Source organism: Mesorhizobium sp. KR1-2 (assembly GCF_040045035.1).
GTDB lineage: Bacteria > Pseudomonadota > Alphaproteobacteria > Rhizobiales > Rhizobiaceae > Pseudaminobacter.
This window is the reverse complement of the sequence record NZ_JBDZDS010000002.1, coordinates 688,471-710,284: the sequence shown is the minus strand read 5'-3', so window position 1 is coordinate 710,284 and position 21,814 is coordinate 688,471. Positions and strand designations below refer to the sequence as shown.

Annotated in this window: 19 protein-coding genes and 1 pseudogene; 9 read left to right on the top strand and 11 right to left on the bottom strand. The window is 63.6% G+C overall.

Going from position 1 to position 21,814, the window contains the following annotated elements:
* Positions 1–348: 348 nt before the first annotated feature.
* The 5 genes and pseudogenes from ABLE85_RS07590 to ABLE85_RS07570 all read right to left on the bottom strand — a co-directional run.
* Positions 349–702 (bottom strand): annotated as a pseudogene (locus tag ABLE85_RS07590) (DDE-type integrase/transposase/recombinase); the annotation flags it as partial.
* 39 nt (positions 703–741) lie between these two features.
* The gene (locus tag ABLE85_RS07585) at positions 742–1,554 is read right to left on the bottom strand and encodes an ABC transporter permease subunit (RefSeq protein WP_348792080.1); all 813 of its coding nucleotides are present in this window, start codon (positions 1,552–1,554) and stop codon (positions 742–744) included.
* Position 1,555: 1 nt separating this feature from the next.
* On the bottom strand, positions 1,556–2,473 hold the full coding sequence (locus ABLE85_RS07580; protein WP_348792079.1) for an ABC transporter permease subunit: 918 nt from the start codon (positions 2,471–2,473) through the stop codon (positions 1,556–1,558).
* Entirely contained in the window at positions 2,470–3,612 is a 1,143-nt protein-coding gene (locus ABLE85_RS07575) for an ABC transporter ATP-binding protein (RefSeq protein WP_348792078.1), read from the bottom strand. The genes ABLE85_RS07580 and ABLE85_RS07575 overlap by 4 nt, the downstream gene beginning before the upstream one ends.
* 12 nt (positions 3,613–3,624) lie before the next feature.
* The gene (locus ABLE85_RS07570; RefSeq protein WP_348792077.1) at positions 3,625–4,722 is read right to left on the bottom strand and encodes a polyamine ABC transporter substrate-binding protein; all 1,098 of its coding nucleotides are present in this window, start codon (positions 4,720–4,722) and stop codon (positions 3,625–3,627) included.
* Positions 4,723–5,360: 638 nt separating this feature from the next.
* On the opposite strand from ABLE85_RS07570, the gene ABLE85_RS07565 reads away from it, so the two are divergent.
* Together ABLE85_RS07565 and ABLE85_RS07560 are read left to right on the top strand one after the other, a co-directional pair.
* Positions 5,361–6,722: a glutamine synthetase family protein gene (locus ABLE85_RS07565; RefSeq protein WP_348792076.1), complete on the top strand. Its 1,362-nt coding sequence runs from the start codon at positions 5,361–5,363 to the stop codon at positions 6,720–6,722.
* A 31-nt stretch (positions 6,723–6,753) separates the two neighbouring features.
* On the top strand, positions 6,754–8,043 hold the full coding sequence (locus ABLE85_RS07560) for an FAD-binding oxidoreductase (protein ID WP_348792075.1): 1,290 nt from the start codon (positions 6,754–6,756) through the stop codon (positions 8,041–8,043).
* Between the two features lie 35 nt (positions 8,044–8,078).
* On the opposite strand, the gene ABLE85_RS07555 is transcribed toward ABLE85_RS07560, so the two are convergent.
* The 4 genes from ABLE85_RS07555 to ABLE85_RS07540 all read right to left on the bottom strand — a co-directional run bounded on the left by ABLE85_RS07555 (position 8,079) and on the right by ABLE85_RS07540 (position 10,588).
* Positions 8,079–8,678: a TetR/AcrR family transcriptional regulator gene (locus tag ABLE85_RS07555; protein ID WP_348792074.1), complete on the bottom strand. Its 600-nt coding sequence runs from the start codon at positions 8,676–8,678 to the stop codon at positions 8,079–8,081.
* 364 nt (positions 8,679–9,042) lie between these two features.
* Positions 9,043–9,516: a VOC family protein gene (locus tag ABLE85_RS07550; protein ID WP_348792131.1), complete on the bottom strand. Its 474-nt coding sequence runs from the start codon at positions 9,514–9,516 to the stop codon at positions 9,043–9,045.
* 216 nt (positions 9,517–9,732) lie between these two features.
* Positions 9,733–9,873, bottom strand: a complete 141-nt coding sequence (locus tag ABLE85_RS07545) for a hypothetical protein (protein ID WP_348792073.1) — start codon at positions 9,871–9,873, stop codon at positions 9,733–9,735.
* Between the two features lie 118 nt (positions 9,874–9,991).
* Positions 9,992–10,588 (bottom strand): dimethylsulfoniopropionate lyase, encoded by a 597-nt coding sequence (locus ABLE85_RS07540; protein ID WP_348792072.1) that lies wholly within the window; start codon positions 10,586–10,588, stop codon positions 9,992–9,994.
* A 628-nt stretch (positions 10,589–11,216) separates the two neighbouring features.
* Between ABLE85_RS07540 and ABLE85_RS07535 the strand changes: the two genes are divergently transcribed.
* The 5 genes from ABLE85_RS07535 (at position 11,217) to ABLE85_RS07515 (ending at position 17,297) form a co-directional block, all read left to right on the top strand.
* Complete coding sequence (locus ABLE85_RS07535; RefSeq protein ID WP_348792071.1) at positions 11,217–12,098, top strand: SDR family NAD(P)-dependent oxidoreductase; 882 nt, start codon at positions 11,217–11,219, stop codon at positions 12,096–12,098.
* A 247-nt stretch (positions 12,099–12,345) separates the two neighbouring features.
* Positions 12,346–13,599, top strand: a complete 1,254-nt coding sequence (locus ABLE85_RS07530; RefSeq protein ID WP_348792070.1) for a sarcosine oxidase subunit beta family protein — start codon at positions 12,346–12,348, stop codon at positions 13,597–13,599.
* A gap of 11 nt (positions 13,600–13,610) precedes the next feature.
* Positions 13,611–13,877, top strand: a complete 267-nt coding sequence (locus ABLE85_RS07525; RefSeq protein ID WP_348792069.1) for a sarcosine oxidase subunit delta — start codon at positions 13,611–13,613, stop codon at positions 13,875–13,877.
* Positions 13,877–16,765 (top strand): sarcosine oxidase subunit alpha family protein, encoded by a 2,889-nt coding sequence (locus ABLE85_RS07520; RefSeq protein ID WP_348792068.1) that lies wholly within the window; start codon positions 13,877–13,879, stop codon positions 16,763–16,765. The genes ABLE85_RS07525 and ABLE85_RS07520 overlap by 1 nt, the downstream gene beginning before the upstream one ends.
* Positions 16,758–17,297, top strand: coding sequence for a hypothetical protein (locus ABLE85_RS07515; protein ID WP_348792067.1), 540 nt, complete (start codon positions 16,758–16,760; stop codon positions 17,295–17,297). Before ABLE85_RS07520 ends, ABLE85_RS07515 begins: the two co-directional genes overlap by 8 nt.
* Here ABLE85_RS07515 and ABLE85_RS07510 read toward each other — a convergent pair whose 3' ends face one another.
* Both ABLE85_RS07510 and ABLE85_RS07505 read right to left on the bottom strand, forming a co-directional pair.
* On the bottom strand, positions 17,298–17,987 hold the full coding sequence (locus tag ABLE85_RS07510; RefSeq protein ID WP_348792066.1) for a TetR/AcrR family transcriptional regulator: 690 nt from the start codon (positions 17,985–17,987) through the stop codon (positions 17,298–17,300).
* A gap of 83 nt (positions 17,988–18,070) precedes the next feature.
* Entirely contained in the window at positions 18,071–19,018 is a 948-nt protein-coding gene (locus tag ABLE85_RS07505; protein WP_348792065.1) for a LysR family transcriptional regulator, read from the bottom strand.
* Between the two features lie 137 nt (positions 19,019–19,155).
* Here ABLE85_RS07505 and chvE point away from each other — a divergent pair, with 137 nt between their 5' ends.
* Together chvE and mmsA are read left to right on the top strand one after the other, a co-directional pair.
* Positions 19,156–20,220, top strand: a complete 1,065-nt coding sequence (gene chvE / locus ABLE85_RS07500; RefSeq protein ID WP_348792064.1) for a multiple monosaccharide ABC transporter substrate-binding protein — start codon at positions 19,156–19,158, stop codon at positions 20,218–20,220.
* Positions 20,221–20,275: 55 nt separating this feature from the next.
* On the top strand, positions 20,276–21,814 hold the full coding sequence (gene mmsA / locus ABLE85_RS07495) for a multiple monosaccharide ABC transporter ATP-binding protein (protein ID WP_348792063.1): 1,539 nt from the start codon (positions 20,276–20,278) through the stop codon (positions 21,812–21,814).

Here is a 21,814-nt window from a genome sequence, read left to right as displayed (position 1 = left end):
TTCCTGAAAAGCAGACCTTGCCGGCGACCCCGCTGGAGATCGCCTTGAAGCCGGAAGTCAACCTCCGCTTCGCGCCGCTTTGCGGTCATTCGATCCGTTTCGCTCACCTCGCACAAACCTGCTGCTCGTCTTGGCACCGTACCCCAACTCAAGCTCGCCGCAATTGCTGATCACGGCCCGTTGTAAAGCACGCCGACTACGCGACGCGCAGACGTCATCAACGGCGCCCCGGCTCGTTTGCTATGATAGGGCACATCACGGAACTAGATCGTAGTCGAAGCTGCAATTCAGAAGGACGTCGGCATGATCAGGACGATTGTAGGCGCGAAAGGCCTCACGGTTCGTTTGTCATTTGGCGAGGATATTGAACTGCTCAGCAAGTGAAGGTGCCGGAATGTAGGTGTACCTGTCCTGTCGTTTGCGGATCATGTGCACCATCTCGATGCCAGAATGGATGACTTCGGCTGCAGCCATCGACTTGAAGCCGAGCATGGCGCGGATGCAGCGCCTGATGCGCCGATGATCCTGCTCAATCCGATTGGTCAGGTATTGGCTCTTGCGGATATCGACCAGCTTCAACTGTCTGCAGGCCCGATTCCGCAGTCGGCTCTCGGCATCGCACGATCGGATTGCCTCGTGCTTGGTCTGGCTACCATGGATGACGCTGCGATCCGGTCTTCCATGGCGCTTCAATGCCTTCCGAAGAGGCACCCGTTCAGTTTATCCGACAAGAAGGCGCCGTCAAACGGCATCGCGCTGCCGCAGCCGTCGGCCGACCCGCCAGCTATAAGCGAACACGCAGGTGCCGACGAAGCCGATCAGGATGGTCGCCAGCGCGTTGACGTCCGGGCTGACACCCAGCCTGACCTTGGAGAAGATCACCATCGGCAGCGTGCTCGACCCCGGCCCCGAGACGAAACTGGCGATGATCAGATCGTCGAACGACAGGGTGAAGGCGAGCAGCCAGCCCGAGATCAGCGCTGGCGCCAGCATCGGCAGGGTGACATCGACGAACGCCCGCCATGGCCGAGCACCGAGATCCTGTGCCGCCTCTTCCAGAACCCCATCCATCTGCGCCAGCCGCGACTGCACGACAATCGTCACATAGGCCATGCAGAACGTGGCATGAGCGATGACGATGGTGGTCAGGCTGCGGCCTTGCGGCCAGCCAACGAAATCCTCCATGGCGACGAACAGAAGCAGCAGCGCCAGGCCGGTGATCACCTCCGGCATCACCAGCGGAGCTGTTGCTATGCCAGCCATCATCACCCGGCCACGAAACGGGCCAAAACGCGTCAGCACATAGCCGGCCAGCGTGCCCAATACCACCGCCAGGGTGGCGCTGAAGGCGGCCACCTTGACGCTGAGCCAGGCGGCGTTGAGCAACTGATCGTTGCTCAAGAGCTCGCCATACCACTTTGTCGAAAACCCACCCCATACCGACACCAGCCGCGAGCCATTGAAGCTCAGGATCATCATGAGCAGGATCGGGATATAAAGGAACGCCAGGCCGGCAAGGGCCATCGTCGTGACAAAGCGACCGGTCCTGAGCATGCTACGCGACCTCCGGCTTCTTGTTCCCGCGCGCCCGGATCAGCATCACCGGCGCCACCAGAATGACCAGCATCACGATTGCCACCGCCGAGGCCATCGGCCAGTCGCGATTTGAAAAGAACTCGTCCCACAGCACCCGGCCGATCATTAGCGTGTCAGGCGCGCCGAGCAGCGCCGGGATGACGAATTCGCCCGTCGCCGGCACGAACACCAAAAGGCAACCGGCCAGCACGCCCGGCAGCGCCAGCGGCAGGGTGATGGTGAAGAAGGAGACAGCCGGTCGCGCGCCGAGATCGGCTGAGGCCTCCAGCAGCGCCGCATCCAGCTTTTCCAGCACTGCATAGAGAGGCAACACCATGAACGGCAGATATGAATAGACAATGCCGATATAGACCGCCAGATCGGTATGCAGCAGCACTAGCGGCTGCTGGATCAGGCCAAGATCGAGCAGCAAGGTATTGAGCAGGCCATTGCTCTGCAGGATGCCGACCCAGGCGTAAACGCGCAGCAGCATCGAGGTCCAGAACGGCAGCATCACGATTGCCAGCCAGAAGAAGCGGGCATGCGGCGGCCGGCTGACGATGAACAGCGCAATCGGAAAGCCGATCAGCAGGCATAACAAGGTGGTGATGGCGGCAATCTTCAGCGAGTTCAGATAGGCGGCGAAATAGAGCCGGTCGTCGAGCAGAAACTGATATTTCGAGAAGGTCAGCTGGATGGTGACAGTGGCGTCGTCGACCCAGTTGAGCAGCGCCGTATAGGGTGGAATGGCGATATCGGCCTCGGCTAGCGAGATTTTCAGCACGAAGGCGAAGGGCAGTAGGAAGAACAGCAAAAGCCATGCATAGGGCAGGGCGATCACAATATTGCGGCCGAACCGCCGCCTGTCGCGGGCCGCAGGTGCGGTCTCGACGCTCATGCCGGCAACACCACGGCGCTGGCCGCCCCCCAGCTGCAATGGATCGCATCGCCCGCCTCGAAAATGGCGCCCTCGTGGCGGTCGAGATTGGGCAGCGTGACATGGATCACCCGGCCCGTGTCGAGCCGAACCTGATAGACGCTGAGATTGCCGAGATAGGCAACTTCGTCGATGGTGCCCGGCGCGACATTTTCTTCCGCATCCGGCCTGTCGTGGCTGAGATTTATCTTCTCCGGCCGGATCGCCAGATGCACGGTCTGGCCAAGCGTGCCGGTGATGCCGTGGCTGACATGGATGACACAGCCGGCCTCGTCGCAGCGCATGCGGGCATGACCCGGCTCATCCTCGATCACCACGCCGTCGAACAGATTCACCGCACCGATGAACTGAGCGACCAAACGGTTGGCGGGGAACTCGTAGAGATCACGCGGACCCCCGACCTGCACCAGCCGCCCATCGCTCATCACCCCCATGCGAGAGGCCAGCGTCATCGCCTCGTCCTGATCGTGGGTGACGACGATGAAGGTGGTGCCGAGCTGCGACTGGATCTTCATCAGCTCGAACTGGGTTTCCTCGCGCAGTTTCTTGTCGAGCGCCCCCAGCGGCTCGTCGAGCAGCAAAAGCTTCGGCTGCTTGACCAGCGAGCGCGCCAAAGCCACACGCTGGCGCTGGCCGCCAGACAGCTGGTGCGGCTTGCGCTGCGCGAAGGCGCCCATCTTGACCATGTCGAGCATGTCGGCGACCCGCTGCCGCGTCTCGGCGCGGCTCACCCCGCCGCGGCGCAGGCCGTAGGCCACATTGTCGGCCACGCTCATATGCGGAAACAGTGCGTAGGACTGGAACATCATGTTGACCGGGCGCTCATAGGGCGGCACCCCTGTCATGTCCTGCCCGTCGATCAGAATGCGGCCCTCACTCGGCTCCTCGAAACCGGCCAGCATCCGAAGCAAGGTGCTCTTGCCGGAGCCGGAGCCGCCAAGCAGGCAGAACAGTTCGGAGCGCTGGATGTCGAGGTCGATCTTGTCGACCGCCACCGTCGCGCCGAAGCGCTTGGTAATGCCCTCGATGCGGACGAAGGGAGCGGCCTGTGCCCCGCCGGCTGCTGAACCGGCGGGACGGGTTTCGGGTGCGCTGGTCATAGGTCCTCGTCGTTACTGGCCGGTCTTGATCTCGGTCCAGGCCCGCGTCAGCAACCGGTCGTACTTCAGCGAATGCGCCTTCATTGCATAGAGTTTGTCGCGCAGTTCCATGGGCGGATAGGCGCCGGGATCGTTGCGGACATCCTCGCTGATCATCGGGTCGGCCGCCAGACTGGCGTTCGGGAAGTTGATGGTGTTGGAAAGGCTGGCAAGCACTTCCGGCGAGGAAATGTAGTTGATGAAGGCGTAGGCGTTTTCAGGATGCGGAGCATCCTTCGGGATCGCCATCACGTCGAAGAACAGGATACCGCCCTCTTTCGGCATGACGATCTGCAGTTCGACGCCGTTCTTGGCCTCCTGGGCGCGCTCGCGCGCGTTGACCATGTCGCCGGCATAACCCAGCGTGATGCAGACCGAGCCGTTGGCCAGGTCGTTGATGAATTGCGAGGAGTGGAAGTAGCGCACATGCGGGCGCAGCCCCATCAGCAATTCCGTGGCTTTGGCCAGGTCCTTCGGGTCTTCGCTGTTCGGATCGATGCCGAGATAGACAAGCGCTGTCGCCATGATTTCGGACGATGAATCCAGCACCGTCAGGCCGCAATCGGCCAGCTTCGCGGCATTTTCCGGCTTGAAGAAGATGTCGAGCGAATCGATCTTGTCAGTGCCGAGCCGCTCCTTGATCATCTGCTTGTTGTAGCCGACGCCGATCGCGCCCCAAAGATAGGGCACCGAATAGGCGTTGTCGGGGTCGTTCTTCGCCAGTTGCTTCATCAGCACCGGGTCGAGATCGCCGAAATGGGTCAGCTTGGAACGGTCGAGCTTGAGATAGACGCCGGCCTTGGCCTGTCGTTCGAGGAACTGGGCGCTCGGCACGACCACGTCGTAATTGGAGCTGCCGGCGAGCAGCTTGGCTTCGAGGACCTCGTTTGAATCGAAGACGTCGTAATTGACCTTGATGCCGCTTTCTTTTTCGAAATCGGCCACTGTGGTCGGGCCGATATAGTCGGACCAATTGTAGACGTTGAGGGATTTCCCTTCATCGGCGACAGCCGGGGTCAGCATCGTCGCCGCAATCAGCGCAGCCAGAGCGCCACGTTTCAGATTTCGCATGTTTCCTCCCTTGTGTTCCCGCGCATCCGACACCGAATCCGGCCTCGTTCTAGCCGGCGCGCACGTGGACGTCGGAAAATCAGAAGACGATGTTGATGTGCAAACAGCGATCGGCGGATGCCGGACATGTTCCCGCCTCGCCGCGGCGACGGCTCGCTCCTCTTCCCTCCAGGATCACGCGCCTCCACACGCATGAACCCAAATCCTTCAATGTAGAAACAATACAGCCCCATAAGGGGAGGTCAAGCCGGTTTGCCGTCATTCTCAGTCTGCAATCGTTTTAAGCCTAGAAACCGAAGGCGAAAAACTGCCGAACAAGCGCAGTTTTTCCGCCACGCCGTCCTCAACTCGTCCGCCGGAATCCGCCTTTCCAGCAGCTACCCGGACACCCAAATCGCCAGTCAGCCTCGTGTCCGACGCCCGGCCGTTGCCAGGATGGGCAGTCAAATCAAAGGGGTTGACTTGGATTATCTACAGTGTAGAAATTCGCCTCGAAAGCTTACCCATGGCTGCGGCACGACGGGTTGCCTGACAGACTCCGCGTAGGCCAGCCAAGCGTCGCGCAGACCGGTCTGTGATCAAGAATTTCGCTGCAAAAGCCAGCGGCAACGGGGGGAATTTTCGTCATGGAGGCAAGGGTGTTTGCCGATGATCCCGATCGCGCCACCTCCGCAGCTTGCGCGGACGAGGCGCCAGAGAGCCGCTATTTCTCCGCCGCCGTCTGCGACCTCAACGGCGTCTTGCGCGGCAAGCGCATGCCCTCCTCCAAGCTGGCGCAGGTGCGCAAGGCAGGCATCCGCATGCCGATGTCGTCGATCGGCGTGGACATCTGGGGCGTCGACGTCGCCGGCACCAAGCTCACCATGGAGAGCGGCGACCTCGACGGCATCTGCCTGCCGACCGGTCGCGCCCCGGTGTCGCTGGGCTGGGCCGGCTGCGACGCGCCGCTGCTGCCGCTGATGATGTGGAAGGAGGACGGCACCCCCTATTTCGCCGACGCGCGCCATCTGCTCTCCGCGGTCCTGGCGCGCTTCGCTGCCAAGGGCCTGCGCCCGGTGGTGGCGACCGAGCTGGAATTCTACCTGCTGGAGGCGGAAGGCACGCCCGCCCCCGCCGGCTTCAGACCCGGCACGATCAGCGGCGATTTCGACAACATCTACTCGCTCGACGAGCTCGACGCCGCCAGCGCCTTTCTCGACGACGTCTACCGCACCGCCGAAGCCTGCGGCATCGAGGTGGAGGCGGCGATCGCCGAGGGCTCGCCGCGCCAGTTCGAATTCAACTTGCTGCACCGTCCGGATGCTCTGAAGATCGCCGACGACACGGTTTTCTTCAAGCAAATTGTCAAGAACATCGCCCGCCGCCACGGCCATGTGGCCTCCTTCATGGCCAAGCCCTGCCGCGAATGGGCTGGCTCAGGCATGCATGTGCATTTCTCAATCGTCGACGACAAGGGCGCCAACATCTTCAATGACGACACCAATAGAGGTGCCGACGCGATGCGCCATGCCGTCGGCGGCCTGCTCGCGACGATGACCGAAATGACGCTGGCCTTCGCCCCGCACCTCAATTCCTACCGCCGCCTGTGCCCCGGCGGGCTGGCGCCCACTACGGTTGCATGGGGCTATGAAAACCGCACTTCGGCGGTGCGCATCCCAGCCGGCGACCCCGTGGCGCGTCGTATCGAGCACCGCGTCGCCGGTGCCGACGCCAACCCCTATATCGTGCTCGCCGCCATTCTCAGCGCCGCGCTGTACGGCATCGAGGGTCGGATCGAGCCACCAGAACCGCTGCGCAACAATTCGCACGATGCCGATTGCGAGTCACTCGCCCGCGACTGGCGGCAGGCGCTCGGATGCTTTTCGGCATCGGAACGGGTGCAGGCGCTGCTGCATCCGGAATTCGTCAACGCCTTCGCCGCCTGCAAGCGGCAGGAGCAGGACGAATTCGGGGCCCGCATCAGCGAATTCGAACTCGCCACCTACCGGCTTTCGGTCTGATCCGGCCGGCACTGACCCGGGACCAATCGACATGGCCGAACCCTATTGCAGTTCCTATTACGCGGCGACCGCCAACCACACCGCGCCGTTTCCCCGGCTGGAAGGTGAGGTCGACTGCGACGTCGCCATCATCGGCGGCGGTTTCACCGGCATCGCCACGGCCGTGGAACTCGCCGAGCGCGGCGTGCGCGTGGTCGTGCTCGAGGCAAACAGCATCGGCTGGGGCGCTTCCGGGCGCAATGGCGGGCAGGTCACCGGCTCGCTTTCCGGCGATAGGGCGATGGAGAAGCAGTTCCGCCGCAAGCTCGGCGCGGAAGCGGCTGAATTCGTCTGGAACCTGCGCTGGCGAGGGCAGGACATCATCAGGCGGCGCGTCGCGAAATACAATATAAGCTGCGACCTCAAGCATGGTCACATGCAGGCCGCCTACCAGCCGTCACACATTGCCGAACTGGAGGACATGCACCGCGCCGCCTGCGAGCATGGCATGGGCGATGAGGTCGAGATGGTCTATGGTGCCGACCTGCGCCAATATGCGGGAACCGACATCTACCATGCCGGCCTCGTCAACCGCCGTAACATGCATCTCCACTCGCTCAATCTGTGCCTGGGCGAAGCCGATGCGGCCCGTTCGCTGGGTGCGCGGATCTTCGTCGATTCGCCGGTGAAGAAGATCGTCCATGGCGACCGGCCCGAACTCGTCACCGCGTGGGGCCGGGTGCGCGCCGACAAGGTGATGATTGCCGGCAATGGCTATCACCATCTGGCGCCAGGCAAGCTTGCCGGCATGCTGTTTCCGGCCACGCTCGGCATCGTCGCCACCGAGAAACTGCCGGAAGATCTGGCCAGAAGCGTCCTGCCACAGGATTTCGCCGTCTACGACACCCGCTTCGTGCTGGACTATTACAGGTTGACCGCCGACCGCCGCCTGCTGTTCGGCAGCGGCACCAACTACAAGGGCACGGAAAGCACCGACATCGGCGCGCCGATGCTGCCGGCGATCGTCAAGACCTTCCCGCAACTCGCCGATGTGAAGATCGATTTCGCCTGGGAAGGCCAGGACGGCATCACCATCAACCGCATCCCGCAACTCGGCAATGTCACGCCCAACGTATTCTACGCCCAAGGCTACTCCGGCCACGGCATCGCCACCTCGCACATCATCGGCGAGATCATGGCGGCGGCGATCACCGGCGACAGCCGGGATCTCGACGTGTTCGCCAGCGCCCGGCACTGGCGTCTGCCCGTCGGCCGTTATCTCGGCAACCGCGCGCTTGCCATCGGCATGTGGTATTTCCAGAAGCTTGAAGCGCTGCGCTGATTTTTTGTCCAAATTGACCGACCGGGACTGGCCGGTCAGGCCTGCGCAGCCTGCGCGACGATGCCGTCGAGCAGCATTTCGATGCTGAGCGCGAACACCGCGTTCGGCGCCATATCCTGATAGAGCGGCATCGCCCCCTTCAGCAGCGGGTGCGAATGATCGGGTAGTTCCGCCAACTCCTCCATGTCCTGCAGGCTGGCCGGGCCAATCAGCCCCCCCACCTCGCCCATCGCCAGCCCGGTGATGCAGGCATACCAGCCAAGGCAGATCGACGGCACGTCACGAGCCGGAATGCCGGCCTCGCGCAGCGCCCCGTGTACCATTTCCATATGGTCATAATCGGCCGGGCCGGTGTAGACGAAATGCTGCATCAACCAGAAGCTCTTGGGAAAACGCAGCGCCACGCTGCGATACTGATCGGCCAGATGGCGCATGCGCCCACGCCACGGCAATGAGCCGGGTGCGATGCGCAATTGCGATTCCAGCCGCCCGGCCATCGCTCGGTATAGGCCTTCCTTCGATTTGAAATGATAGAGGATCGACATCGGATCGCAGCCGACCCGCACGCCGAGCTTGCGCAGCGTGAAGCCGGCCTCACCGCCAGCCTCCATCAGCTCCAGCGCCGCCTCGACCATCGCGTCCTTCGACAGGCCGCGCGGACCGGGACTGGCTCTTTGTCTGGGAGTGGTCATTTCGCTCATTCACGGAACTGCCGCTGGCGGGGGCTTCAGCACTTTTGGGCGGAACGGAAATCTAGAATATCGGAAACCTTCTGTCGATGCCGCCAGCGACCTTAGCTTTGGTGCATGGATGTTCAGCGGGCGTGGTGTAGGCGAGCGGCGATGCCTTTCGTTGATGGAACTGGATCTCGACGTCCCCGATCATTAGACGCTGAGCGCGCCGCGCGCGGACATGGCAATCGCCCAACCGAGCATGCCCGGACGGTGTCTTCGTCGACGCCACCGCGACGTCGATGGTTAGGGGGCACACTTGCCGCGATCAGCCGCGCCGAGCGGCCTCGATCGCGGCGACGTCGATTTTCGTCATTTGCATCATCGCCTCGAAAGCTCGTTTTGCCTTATCTCCGCCGGTAGCGAGCGCCTCGGTCAGCACGCGTGGCGTAATTTGCCAGGAAATGCCCCATTTGTCCTTGCACCAGCCGCAGGCGCTTTCCTGTCCCCCATTGCCGACGATGGCGTCCCAGTAGCGATCGGTCTCTTGCTGATCGTCGGTAGCGATCTGGAACGAGAAGGCTTCGCTATGTTTGAACACGGGCCCGCCATTGAGGCCGAGACAGGGGATGCCAACGACCGTGAACTCGACGGTCAGTACGTCGCCCGCCTTGCCGAACGGGTAGTCGCCAGGGGCACGGTGGACTGCGGTCACCGTGCTGTCAGGAAAGGTCTCCGCATAGAAACGGGCTGCATCCTCGGCATCCTTGTCGTACCACAGGCAGATCGTATTCTTGGCAATAGCCATAGCTTGTCCTTTCGCTTCTGACACCTATTCCGGCCAGCTGAAGGCTCTTCTGTTGTTTGAAAAGCGCTCGCAGGATCAATGAAACTCCTCATAGGGAGTTTCATGTCGCTCCCGATTGCCAGGAGCGTGCGGAAATTGGCGCGGGGCGTCAATACTGTTGCGTTCAGTGATAAAAGCGACTGCAGACGCCAAGGGCGGGGCGGGGGCTCCCTATTCCGCAATCAGGAAGAAATCCACGGCTGCAAACGTCAACGCCAGACCGCCGATGAACACGAGCCAGGTGATGATGGAAGAGCGGATTTCGGATCTCTTCTCTGCGGCGGTGCGATTGTCCTTGTCGGGCTCAGTCACTTGGCAACTCCTGTCAGTGGCTGGGTCAATGAGCGCATCTTACAGGCAGGCTCAAGTAGGGCCATGGAGCGGAAGGACGCAGGCCGCCTCGGATCAGACGGCAGATGGACGCGGATGGTTATGCCTGCGCTAGCAAAGCCCAGAACGCAAGCAAGGGCGTGTCCAGCGAACGCATGGCGTGCTTAATTCCTGGTTCGTTGTAGAACGATCCGCCAATGCCGGGCGAGAACCATTGGCTCTCACCGTGCTGGAACTCTCCTTGCGAGAGGACGAGGTAGGTTTCTTCCGGCGCATGGTCGTGATCCGGGTACCTGACGTCCGGCGCCAGCAATGAAACGCCGAGCCAGATGTCATTTCGGTCCTCGAGCCCGCGCGGCCCGACAATCATCGCGTTGGCGTGGCCGTCGGCGAAATTGTGGCTGGCGGTCCCGTCGTATTTGGGCCGGCGCGTCCATTCGAGCCTTGGCTCGATTGCCGCGAACCGCTCGACGAGCGGGCGTAGATGGTCGTGGGCGCGGGCTGCCGCGAGCGCTTCGTCGAGACAAGAGCAAACGGGCAAGCGGCTGCCGTTGTGCGAGTGCCCGTGAACCGGCTCCTTCAGCGCGAAAAAAATCTGCTGGATCGACCGACGAGATTGTGGGCTCCGGGCGCACTGGTCGAATGCATTGAAGGCGGCGTCAAGGAAAAGTTGGAGGGCTTCTTGCCGGAGCGTCATCGGTCCCCGCTGCGTTCGAGAGAAGCCGCAACAAACCAGACTTGGCCCTTGCCGGCAACACCTTCAGAATCGGCGGTCGATGCGATTGGCCGAGTGATGCCCGTTCCCTCATCAAGCCCGCCCTGACTGGGCGGGCTTCGTGTGTTTACCGGGCTCGGGCGTCCAGATGCGCAAAAGCCGCAAGGTCATTCAATATTTTACTCCGGAAGCCGCAATAATCGGTTCATGCGCCAGCGCTTCCGCTACTCTGTCGCCGTATGTCGCGGCTTCCTGGAAGGTGCGTTCAGAACTCGAGACAATTGACATGGGGACCTCCTTCTTTCAGGGGGCGCCTGATGTCTTCCGATTTGTTCGCGAACGGAAGCGCAGCCGCCGGTCGCGCTGCGGGAGTCAGCACTGCAACCCGCATCGCCTTGTCGTGCGCGCCGGTTCTTCCATTACGATGCATCGCCAGGCTGCCGGTTCCGAACACGCCTTCTGGCTCGCTTCGCAGCGGTTTCTTCAAGTTTCGGTCTGGCGAAGGTCTTGACCAGTCAGGCACCACAAAGCGAAAAACGGCACGCGCAGATGCGCGCCGAGTTGGCTTGCCACATTCAGGCAAAAGCAATCACGAAAGATCAGGACATTCATGACCATTACGTTCGAAAACCAGGTCGCGATCGTGACCGGAGCCGCCAGGGGATTGGGCAGGGGCTACGCTGAGGCGCTGGCGCAGCGCGGCGCGAAGGTCATCGTCGCCGACCTCGGGGAGGGTGCTGAGCTGGCGGCCGAAGCGATCCGCAGCGCCGGCGGCGAAGCGAAGGCCTGGGACATCGACGTCACCGACTTCGAAGCGGTCCAGCGGATGGTGGATCGAACCGTCGCCGATTGGGGCCGCCTCGACGTCATGATCAACAATGCGGGCATCCTCCGCGACAAGACTTTCGCGAAGATGGAACTCGGCGACTTCAGGGCGGTCCTCGACGTCCACCTGATGGGGTCGGTCCATTGCTGCAAGGCGGCATGGGACGTGATGCGGGAGCAGAAATATGGCCGCATCCTGCTGACCAGTTCGTCGTCGGGCATGTACGGCATCTTCGGGCAGGCCAATTACGCCGCCGCCAAGGCCGCGATGCTGGGCTTCATGAACGTCCTGCATCTCGAAGGCGAGCGCTACGACATTCGCGTCAATAGCATCCTTCCGAACGCGATCACCGCAATGACGGAAGGGCTGCTCAAGCCCGAAGCCGAGCGCCTGCTCGCGCCTGAGGCCGTGGCGCCCGGGGCACTGTTCCTGGTCTCGAAGGATGCGCCGTCCCGCGTGCTGCTGGCCGCCGGAGGCGGGAGCTTCGCCCGCGTCTACGTGACCGAGACGGAGGGCATCAGCCTGTCAGGCGAGGCGCTGTCGCCGGAAGGCGTGGCGGCGGGCTTCGAGGAAATCAGCGACCGCTCGAATGCTCGGGAGATCATGAGCGGCTTCGAACAGGCCGACAAGCTGGCGGCCTCCGCGGCCCGGACGCTTGCGCAGTAGACGGGCGGGAAAACGGGCCGACACCCCTAGACATCAGTGTCTAGTCTTCGTAGTTTTCGCCCTGATCGGGAGGACGTCGGTTAAATTGTTGTCGCTCTGCCGGGTGGGACTTGGTCGCGCGGCCATGGCCCTGAACCCGCCGCGAGCGACGGCTGAGCCGCGCCTCCGCTTTCAAGATTGCGTGCATCGTTTGCGCTTTGCCTTGTGACCAGGGCAACGCAAACGCTGAGACCAGGAACATGAACCGATGACCCGCCGCTATTCCGCGCTTTCCTTGTTCAAGGAAGGTCTAGCCGGCCAGAAGGGCTGGGAGCCCGCCTGGCGCTCGCCCGAGCCGAAGAAGACCTATGACGCGATCGTCATCGGCGGCGGCGGCCATGGCCTGGCGACCGCCTATTACCTGGCCAAGAACCACGGCATCACCAATGTAGCCCTGCTCGAAAAGGGCTGGATCGGCGGCGGCAACACCGGCCGCAACACCACCGTGGTGCGCTCCAACTATTATTACCCGGAAAGCGTGGCGATCTACGATCTCGCACACCGGCTTTACGAGGGGCTATCCGCGGATCTGAACTACAACGTCATGCTTTCGCAGCGCGGCATGGTGTTTTTGGCGCACAGCATCAACGAGATGGAGATCACCGCGCGGACGGTGAACGCAATGCAGATCAACGGCATCGACGCCGAGATATTCTCGGTGGACGATGTGCGTCGCGTGGCGCCGATGCTGAATTTCTCGCCCAACGCTCGCTTCCCAATCCTCGGCGGCGGCTGGCAGGGCAGGGCCGGCACCGCGCGGCACGACGCGGTGGCCTGGGGCTATGCGCGCGGCGCGAGCCGGTTGGGCGTCGACATCATCCAGAACTGCGAGATCACGGATTTCATCATCGAGGGCGGGCGCTGCCGCGGCGTGCACACCACTCGCGGCTCGATCCGCGCCGACCGCATCGGCATGGCGGTGGCCGGCCATTCCTCGGTCCTTGCCGCCAAGGCCGGTTTCCGGCTGCCGGTCAATTCCTATGCCCTGCAGGCCTGCGTGTCCGAGCCGGTCAAGCCGATCCTCGACACGGTCGTGCTTTCGCCGGGCACCGGCGTCTATGTCAGCCAGTCGGACAAGGGCGAGATCGTCATCGGCGGCGCGCTCGACCGTATCCCGTCCTATGGCCAGCGCGGCAACCTGCCGGTGTTGGAAGGCGTGATCGCGGGGCTGCTGGAGATGTTCCCGACCTTCGCCCAGCTCAAGCTGATGCGGCAGTGGGCGGGCATCGTGGATGTGGTGCCGGATTCCTCGCCGATCATCGGCGAGTCGCCGCTGCCCAACCTGTTCATCAATTGCGGCTGGGGCACGGGCGGCTTCAAGGCCATTCCGGCGGGCGGCACGCTGCTCGCGCATCTCTTGGCGACCGGCAAGCACCACGACATCAGCCGCCCCTTCGACCTCGACCGCTTCGCCTTCGGGCGGTTGCTGGACGAGGCGGCCGGCTCCGGCATCGCGCACTAGGACCCCAAACCATGCAGCTCTTTACCTGCCCCTTCTGCGGTCCGCGCGACGAGACCGAATTTCATTTTGGCGGCGAATCCGGCAATCTGAGGCCCGACGGCACCGATGTGACGGCCGACCGCTGGGCCAGCTACCTCTACATGCGCGACAACCCGAAAGGCGCGGCGCGCGAAATCTGGGTTCACATGAATTGCGGCGAGTTCTTCGTGATGGAACGTGACACCGTCAATCACAAGGTCGAGACGTCGATTGCGCTCGACAGCGCGGAGCATGCCTGATGACCGCCTCGCGTCTTTCCTCCGGCGGCAGCGCCATCGACCGCTCCCGGCCGATCTCCTTCAACTTCGACGGGCGCACCGTTCAGGGTTTTGAGGGCGACACCATCGCGTCGGCGCTGTTGGCAGCGGACGTCGCGGTCGTCGGCCGCAGCTTCAAATATCACCGGCCGCGCGGCATCTGGGGCGCGGGCGTCGAGGAGCCGAACGCGCTGGTCGATGTGGCTGGCAGCGTTCGCGCCACGCCCAACACGCGCGCCACCACCGAGCCGGCGCGCTCGGGGCTGGTTGCGAAAAGCGTCAACGCCTCGCCGAACGCGGCTGCGGACCGCAACGCCTTCATCGACCGCTTTTCGCGCTTCATTCCGGCTGCCTTCTACTACAAGACCTTCATGTGGCCGGACTGGCACCTGTTCGAGCCACGTATTCGCGCTGTCGCCGGGTTGGGCAAGGTCGACCCGGACTGGAAGTCGCCCGGACCGGCCGACCAGATCAACCGCCATTGCGACGTGCTGGTGGTGGGTGCCGGCCCAGCCGGTCTCGCCGCGGCAAAGCTCGCTGCCGGCGCGGGCAAGTCCGTCATCTTGGTGGACGACCAGCCCCTGCCTGGCGGATCGCTGCTCCATCGCGACGCCGAGATTGACGGCAAGCCGGCGGCTGCCTGGATCGATGAGACGGCCGCAGAGCTGAAAGGGGCGGGGCATCTGGTCCTGTCCTCGACCACCGCGTTTGGCATCTACGACCACAATCTGATCGCGCTGAACCAGCGCCACAACGACGGTCGGCCCGATACGCTGTGGCGGGTGAGGTCGCGCCAGATCGTTCTGGCCACTGGTGCCATCGAACGGCCGCTGCCCTTCGCCAACAACGACCTGCCGGGCATCATGTCGGCGGATGCAGCACTTGCCTATCTGCGCCGCTACGCCGTGCTGGTAGGCCGCCGTATCGTGGTCGCCACCAACAATGACAGCGCCTATGAAGTCGCTGTCGCGCTGGCCACCGCGGGTGCGGACGTCACGCTGGTCGAGATTCGCAAGAATGCGCTGCCGGCCGCGCCGTCGGGCGTGAAGCTGCTTGCCGGCCGTACGCTTGTCTCAGCGCGCGGCGGCATGCGCGTCGAGGGCGTGACGCTCGATGACGGCACGTCGCTTGCCGCCGACAGCGTCGTGGTTTCGGGCGACTGGACCCCCACCGTCCATCTGTTCTGCCAGGCGCGCGGCAAGCTTGCCTGGGACGAGACGCGCGCCGCATTCCTGCCGGGCGATCCGGTCGAGGGTATTTCGGTCGCAGGTGCGCTGAGCGGCGCGGTTGCGCTGTCCGATGTTTTTTCGAGCGCCGCTAAGGCGACGTCGGCTATCGGCGAGACGAAGACTAAAGCGCCGCGCAGCACCGGCGCGGAAGCGACCGGCGGCGTACTGGCCGCATGGCCGATCCCCGGCGCCAAGGGCCGCGTCTGGATCGACTACCAGAACGACGTGACGGCAAAGGACGTGGAACTCGCCGCGCGCGAGAACTTCGTCTCCGTCGAGCATCTCAAGCGCTACACCACCCTCGGCATGGCGACCGACCAGGGCAAGACTTCGAACCTTGTCGGCCTCGCATTGATGGCGAACATCACCGGCCGCACGGTGCCGGAGGTCGGCACCACCACCTATCGTCCGCCGTTTACGCCAGTGCCGCTGGCGAGTTTTTCCGGCGCGCTCGGCGGCGAACTGATGTCGCCGGTGCGCCGTCTACCGCTGGAGAATGTGCACCGGGCAAACCGCGCCGTCTTCCAGGAATATGGCGGCTGGCTGCGCCCGGCCCATTATGGCGGGGCAGGCGCCGATGCCGACCGGACGATCCAGGACGAGGCGCGCCGTGCGCGCCAGTCGGTGGCGCTGTTCGACGGCTCGACGCTCGGCAAGATCGAGGTGATGGGGCCGAAGGCGGCCGAATTCGTCGATTTCATCTATTACAACACCATGTCGACGCTGAAGCCCGGCCGCTGCCGCTACGGTTTCATGCTCTCGGAAAATGGCGTGGTCTTCGACGACGGCATTCTGGTGCGGCTGGACGAGAACCGCTTCGTCGTCTCCTGCTCCACCTCGCACGTGGCTTCCGTGCATGCTCGGCTGGAGGAATGGCGGCAGGATCGTTTTGGGCGCGGCGCGGTATACATTCACAATGCCACCTCCGAAATGGCCACGTTGACCGTCTCGGGTCCGAACTCGAAAAAGCTGCTCGAAGCGCTCGACCTCGGACTATCGCTGGACGATGCCGACCTGCCGCATATGGCGATAGGCGAGGGCAGGTTCGGCGAAGATGCCGTGCGCATCGCGCGCGTCAGCTTCACCGGCGACCGCAGCTACGAAGTGTCGATCCGCGCCGACCGGGCCGAGCCGCTCTGGGCGCGCATGCAGGAAACCGGCAAGGCGCTCGACGCGGTGACCATCGGCCTCGAGGCGCTGATGATCCTGCGGGCCGAAAAAGGCTACATCGTCATCGGCAAGGATACCGACGGCACCACCTTGCCGCACGATCTGGGCGTCGACGGGCCGCGTACCAAGCGCAAGAACGAATATGTCGGCCGCCGCTCGCTATTCACGGATGTGGCCGTGCAGGACAGCCGCCTCCAGTTCGTCGGCCTTACCGTTGCCGAGGGCGAGCCGCCGCTGGCGACTGGCACCCACGCCATCGCCAAGAGCGGAGGCAAGCTCAGAAGCCAGGGTTTTGTTACCTCGAGCTATCATAGCCCGACGCTCGGTCGGCCAATCGCACTTGCGCTGATCGAGCGCGGCGCGTCCCGTCACGGCGAGACGATTGACCTTCAACACCTCGGCATGCTTCGGCACGCGACGATCACCGGCCCCTGCGCCTTCGACCCTTCAGGAGAGCGGCTCAATGCGTAATCTTGCGGAAAAATGGGCGGTCGTGCCGGACTGGCAGACCGCTGCCATCGAAGTTCCGGGCCTTGCGATCCGCTCGCTGGCGGGCCTCAGCCAATATCTCGTCAGCGGAAAACTGGACGCTTGGAGCAAGGCGTCGGGTGTCTCTGCACTCGGTGTTGGTGCGTTCGGCAAGGCCGAAGGCGATTGCTATGCAGCGCAGGTCGCGCGCGACCGGATGCTGGTCGTGTCGGCTACGCCACTCGGCATCGAGCCGGGTTGGCATGATGCGGGCTTCGGCGTGACCGTCGTCAGCGCCGGGCTGCAGGTCTTTGAGGCCGAAGGCTCTGCGACCGCCGAACTGATCGCGCGCGCGACCACGCTCGACTCGAGCGCCGGCAGTGCATCGGCAGCGCTTTCCTTTGCGGGCGCAAACGCCGTGGTCTACCGCCATGGCGACAGGCTGCGCATCCATGTCGACCGCGGGCTTGCGACCTATCTCTGGACGTGGATGGAAACGGCGGCCAGGAACATCGCGGCCACCGCGAAGGGCTAATTAGCCTTTCGCTTCACCTGACCTGAAGCGGGCGATGAACTCGTCGAACGCGGCGATGTCCTCCGGCCCGGGCTCCTGACCGCTGAAGGCGAGCAGATAGGCCGGCACGTGCGAGACCCGGATGTCGAGCGCCTCGTCCAGGTCGAGCGTGTAGTGGCCGATCTGCATGAAATAGAGCACCCGCGCGCGTATGAACGCGTTCTCTTCGTCATAGCCATAGCGGCGATACATGGCCGTCAGCGCCTCGACGCGCCGCCTGTCGGCCTCGTCAATCACCGCACGGATCGAGGGATCGCGACGCGCCCAGATACGCACGGCGATGTCGAGCTTGGGGTCGAACAGCCTATCGTCGACCCAGCATTCGAAGACGTTCAGGATGGCGCGGTTGATGTTGGGCGCCGGCCGCATGGCGTGCTCGACCACGGGGTCGGTGTTCTTGCGCAGCCAGTTCTGTAGGAGCTGGTCGTGCAGATCCTGCAGGCTTTCGAAGAACCAGTAAAAGCTTGAGCGCGAGACGTTCAGCTTCCTGGCCATGACCTGGATCTTCACCTGGTCGATGCCGTCCTCGATCAGCGTTCGAATTGCCAGGTTCAGCCAATCGTTCCGGGTCGTTCTTGCGGCGCCGTCACCGGTTGTCTCGGTGGCGGGGCTCCGTTCCGGGCGGCTGGCTTTCTGTTCGGATGTGGGCATCGGTTCCCCTGTGCTTTCTCCCTTATAGGGGCAAGCGATGCGCCTTGGCACCGGCATTTTGCGACCTGTGTGTCGCTCTGATGTCAGCCAGAAGCTCGCAGCCGCGCGGCTTCTTCCAGCACCAACGTATGCAGGCGGCTGGCGGCCGGGGAGAGGCGGCGGCCGCGATGGGTGATGATGTGATAAGGGGACACCTCGATTGGGACGGCGAGGTCGACGACGGTAAGCGAGCCTGTGCCGGTTCCCTCCATCAGGCGCGCCACTTCGAGCGACATGGGCGCGATCATGTCGGATTCCACCAGAAGCGCCATCATCAGGACCAGCGAGGACGTGGCGACCACATCGTCGGGCACGCGCAGCCCGGCGTGGATGAAGGCGGCCTCCACGGCCTGCCGGATCGGCATGCCGCGCTCCTGGGTTATCCATGGGTGGTCGGCGAGAGCGGCGAGCGGCACGTTGCGCCGGCTTGCGAGCGGGTGGCCGCGGCGAACCACGCAGCGCACGCTTTCGATCTCGCCAGGAACGATGTCGAAGGCATCCACATCCGAATCCGGCAGCAGGCGGCCGATGATGAAATCGTAGTCGCCTTCTTCCAGGCCGCGCATGAGCTGGATCGACGGAACCACGTCGACGCGCAACTCGACATGCGGGGTGACGGCCTTCAGCCGACGGATCGCCGGCACCAGACAGCCGACGGCCGGACCGGTGACCGCGCCCGCCTGGACGAGGCCGCTACGGCCCTCGCGCTCCTCCTGCATTTCACGGGCGAGGTTTTGCATCTCCGTCAGCATCGTGTGGGCGCGGCGCACGAGGATCTCGCCGAGCGGCGTCGGCGTCATGCCGCGTGGATGCCGCTCGAACAAAGGCGCCCGGACAAGCCGTTCGATCTCGGCGAGGCTGCGCGAAGCGGCGGGCTGGGTGAGCGCCAGCGCCTGGGCGGCGGCCTGGATCTGGCCATGCTGGGCGATCGCCGCCACCAGCCTGAGATGGGCAAGCTTCAGGAAGGGCAGAGAGGAAAGGGGAAACGCCATTTCGATATACCAATTTTGGTATGCATTCCGGAGATAATTCGATTTGCCCGTTATGTCGATAGGTCCTATCTCTGGCTATCCGTTTTTGCGGAAGAGGTTTCGGGGTTGGAGGAAACCCCGTCCAAAGGGAGGACAACATGAAGATCAGGTTTCTTGCGGCGACTGCCGCACTTGGCGCTTGCCTGCTTGCCGCCCAGGCATGGGCCGACAGCAAGGGGCTGGTCGGCATCGCCATGCCGACCAAGTCGTCGGCGCGCTGGATCGACGACGGCAACAACATGGTCAAGCAGCTGACGGAGGCCGGCTACGACACCGACCTGCAATATGCCGAGGACGATATCCCCAACCAGCTCGCCCAGATCGAGAACATGATCACCAAGGGCGTGAAGGTGCTGGTGATCGCCTCGATCGACGGCACGACGCTGACCAACGCGCTGGAAAACGCGCAGGCCGCCGGCATCAAGGTGATTGCCTACGACCGCCTGATCCGCGAAAGCGACGCCGTCAGCTATTACGCCACCTTCGATAACTTCAAGGTCGGCGTGCAGCAGGCGACCTCGCTGGTCAATGGCCTGAAAGAGCGCTTCCCGGACGTGAAGCCCTGGAACGTCGAGCTGTTCGGCGGCTCGCCGGACGACAACAACGCCTTCTTCTTCTACAACGGCGGCATGTCGGTGCTGCAGCCGTTGATCGACTCCGGCGACATCGTCATCCCGTCGGGGCAGATGGGCATGGACAAGGTCGGCACGCTGCGCTGGGACGGCGCGGTGGCGCAGGCCCGCATGGACAACATCCTGTCGGCCAACTACTCGCAGAAGCAGCTGCATGGCGTGCTTTCGCCCTATGACGGCCTGTCGATCGGCATCCTGTCGTCGGTCAAGGGCGTCGGCTACGGCTCGGGCGACCTGAAGATGCCGATCGTCACCGGCCAGGACGCCGAGGTTCCCTCGGTCAAGTCGATCGTTGCCGGCGAGCAGTATTCGACGATCTTCAAGGACACGCGCTCTCTTGCCGGCGTAACGGTCAAGATGGTCGACGCCGTGCTTCAGGGCACGCAGCCGGAAATCAACGACACCAAGACCTACGACAACGGCAAGATGGTCGTTCCGTCCTATCTGCTGGAGCCGGTCTCGGTCGATGCCTCCAACTACGAGGACGTGCTCGTCGGCTCGGGCTACTACAAGGCCGATCAGCTGAAGTAAGGTCTCGGCGGGGCGAGGGGGCGTCGGCGCCCCCTCGCCCCGACGGAGGAACGGCATGACTGCGCTTCTTGAAATGCGGGGGATCGGCAAGTCCTTCCCGGGCGTGCGGGCGTTGAACCGCGTCGACCTTCGGGTCGAAAAAGGCGAGATCCACGCGATCTGCGGCGAGAACGGCGCTGGCAAATCGACGCTGATGAAGGTGCTTTCCGGCGTCTATCCGCACGGCTCCTATGAGGGCGAGATCGTCTATGACGGCCGCCCCGTGGCCTTCCGCGGCATTCGCGACAGCGAGACCGAAGGCATCATCATCATCCATCAGGAACTGGCGCTGGTGCCGCTGCTCTCCATTGCCGAGAACATCTTCCTCGGCAATGAGGTGGCCACGCGCGGTGTGATCAACTGGCCGCTCGCCTTCCAGCGCACCGAGGCCCTTTTGAGGAAAGTCGGACTCAGCGAGGCGCCGACGACGCCTGTCGAAAAGCTCGGCGTCGGCAAGCAGCAGCTGGTCGAGATCGCCAAGGCGCTCGCCAAGGACGTGAAGTTGCTGATCCTCGACGAGCCGACGGCCGCCTTGCAGGAAAATGACAGCCAGAAGCTTCTCGACCTCCTGCGTGAACTCAAGGCCCAGGGCGTCACCGCCATCATCATTTCGCACAAGCTCAACGAGATCCGGCGCATCGCCGACCGCGTCACCGTGCTTCGTGATGGTTCCACCGTCTCGACGCTGGCGCGCGAGGACGTGAGCGAAGAACGCATCATCCGCGACATGGTCGGCCGCGACATGGCCCATCGCTATCCTGAGCGGACGCCCCAGATCGGCAAGGTGCTGATGGAGGTGAAGGGCTGGAATGTCGGCCACGCCGACCAGCCGCGACAGATGATCCGCGACGCGGGCTTTTCCGTGCGGCGCGGCGAGATCGTCGGCATCGCCGGGCTCATGGGCTCGGGACGCACCGAGCTCGCCATGAGCCTCTTTGGCCGCAGCTATGGCCGCTATCTCTCCGGCGAGGCGACCATCGACGGCAAGCCGGCCGACCTTTCCAGCGTCAGCCGCGCCATCGATGCCGGCCTCGCCTATGTCACGGAAGACCGCAAGGTGCTCGGGCTGATCCTCGAGGAGCCGATCACCCGCAACGTCTCGCTCGCCAATCTTTCGGGCATCGCCAGCGGCTGGATTCTCGGCAAGGGCCAGGAGCACAAGGTTGCCGAGCAGTACCGCCGGGCGCTCAACATCCGCACGCCCGGCGTGCACCAGCGGGTGGTCAACCTTTCGGGCGGCAACCAGCAGAAGGTGGTGCTGTCGAAATGGCTCTTCACCGACCCGCAGGTGCTGATCCTGGACGAGCCGACGCGTGGCATCGACGTCGGCGCGAAATATGAAATCTACGCCATCATGAACGAGCTGGCGGCGCAGGGGCGCGGCATCGTGATGATCTCGTCGGAAATGCCGGAACTGCTCGGCATGTGCGACCGCATCTACGTCATGAATGAGGGCCGCATCATCGGCGAGCTTTCGAGGGAGGAGGCCAGCCAGGAGCGCATCATGGGTCTCATCATCCGCGACGGAAACGAAAACAGGGAGCACGCAGCGTGA

Coding starts and splice junctions, on each gene's coding strand:
- ABLE85_RS07585 (WP_348792080.1), bottom strand. CDS start 1,554: ATGCTCAGGACCGGTCGCTTTGTCACGACGATGGCCCTTGCCGGCCTG.
- ABLE85_RS07580 (WP_348792079.1), bottom strand. CDS start 2,473: ATGAGCGTCGAGACCGCACCTGCGGCCCGCGACAGGCGGCGGTTCGGC.
- ABLE85_RS07575 (WP_348792078.1), bottom strand. CDS start 3,612: ATGACCAGCGCACCCGAAACCCGTCCCGCCGGTTCAGCAGCCGGCGGG.
- ABLE85_RS07570 (WP_348792077.1), bottom strand. CDS start 4,722: ATGCGAAATCTGAAACGTGGCGCTCTGGCTGCGCTGATTGCGGCGACG.
- ABLE85_RS07560 (WP_348792075.1), top strand. CDS start 6,754: ATGGCCGAACCCTATTGCAGTTCCTATTACGCGGCGACCGCCAACCAC.
- ABLE85_RS07555 (WP_348792074.1), bottom strand. CDS start 8,678: ATGGTCGAGGCGGCGCTGGAGCTGATGGAGGCTGGCGGTGAGGCCGGC.
- ABLE85_RS07540 (WP_348792072.1), bottom strand. CDS start 10,588: ATGACGCTCCGGCAAGAAGCCCTCCAACTTTTCCTTGACGCCGCCTTC.
- ABLE85_RS07535 (WP_348792071.1), top strand. CDS start 11,217: ATGACCATTACGTTCGAAAACCAGGTCGCGATCGTGACCGGAGCCGCC.
- ABLE85_RS07530 (WP_348792070.1), top strand. CDS start 12,346: ATGACCCGCCGCTATTCCGCGCTTTCCTTGTTCAAGGAAGGTCTAGCC.
- ABLE85_RS07525 (WP_348792069.1), top strand. CDS start 13,611: ATGCAGCTCTTTACCTGCCCCTTCTGCGGTCCGCGCGACGAGACCGAA.
- ABLE85_RS07520 (WP_348792068.1), top strand. CDS start 13,877: ATGACCGCCTCGCGTCTTTCCTCCGGCGGCAGCGCCATCGACCGCTCC.
- ABLE85_RS07515 (WP_348792067.1), top strand. CDS start 16,758: ATGCGTAATCTTGCGGAAAAATGGGCGGTCGTGCCGGACTGGCAGACC.
- ABLE85_RS07510 (WP_348792066.1), bottom strand. CDS start 17,987: ATGCCCACATCCGAACAGAAAGCCAGCCGCCCGGAACGGAGCCCCGCC.
- ABLE85_RS07505 (WP_348792065.1), bottom strand. CDS start 19,018: ATGGCGTTTCCCCTTTCCTCTCTGCCCTTCCTGAAGCTTGCCCATCTC.
- chvE (WP_348792064.1), top strand. CDS start 19,156: ATGAAGATCAGGTTTCTTGCGGCGACTGCCGCACTTGGCGCTTGCCTG.
- mmsA (WP_348792063.1), top strand. CDS start 20,276: ATGACTGCGCTTCTTGAAATGCGGGGGATCGGCAAGTCCTTCCCGGGC.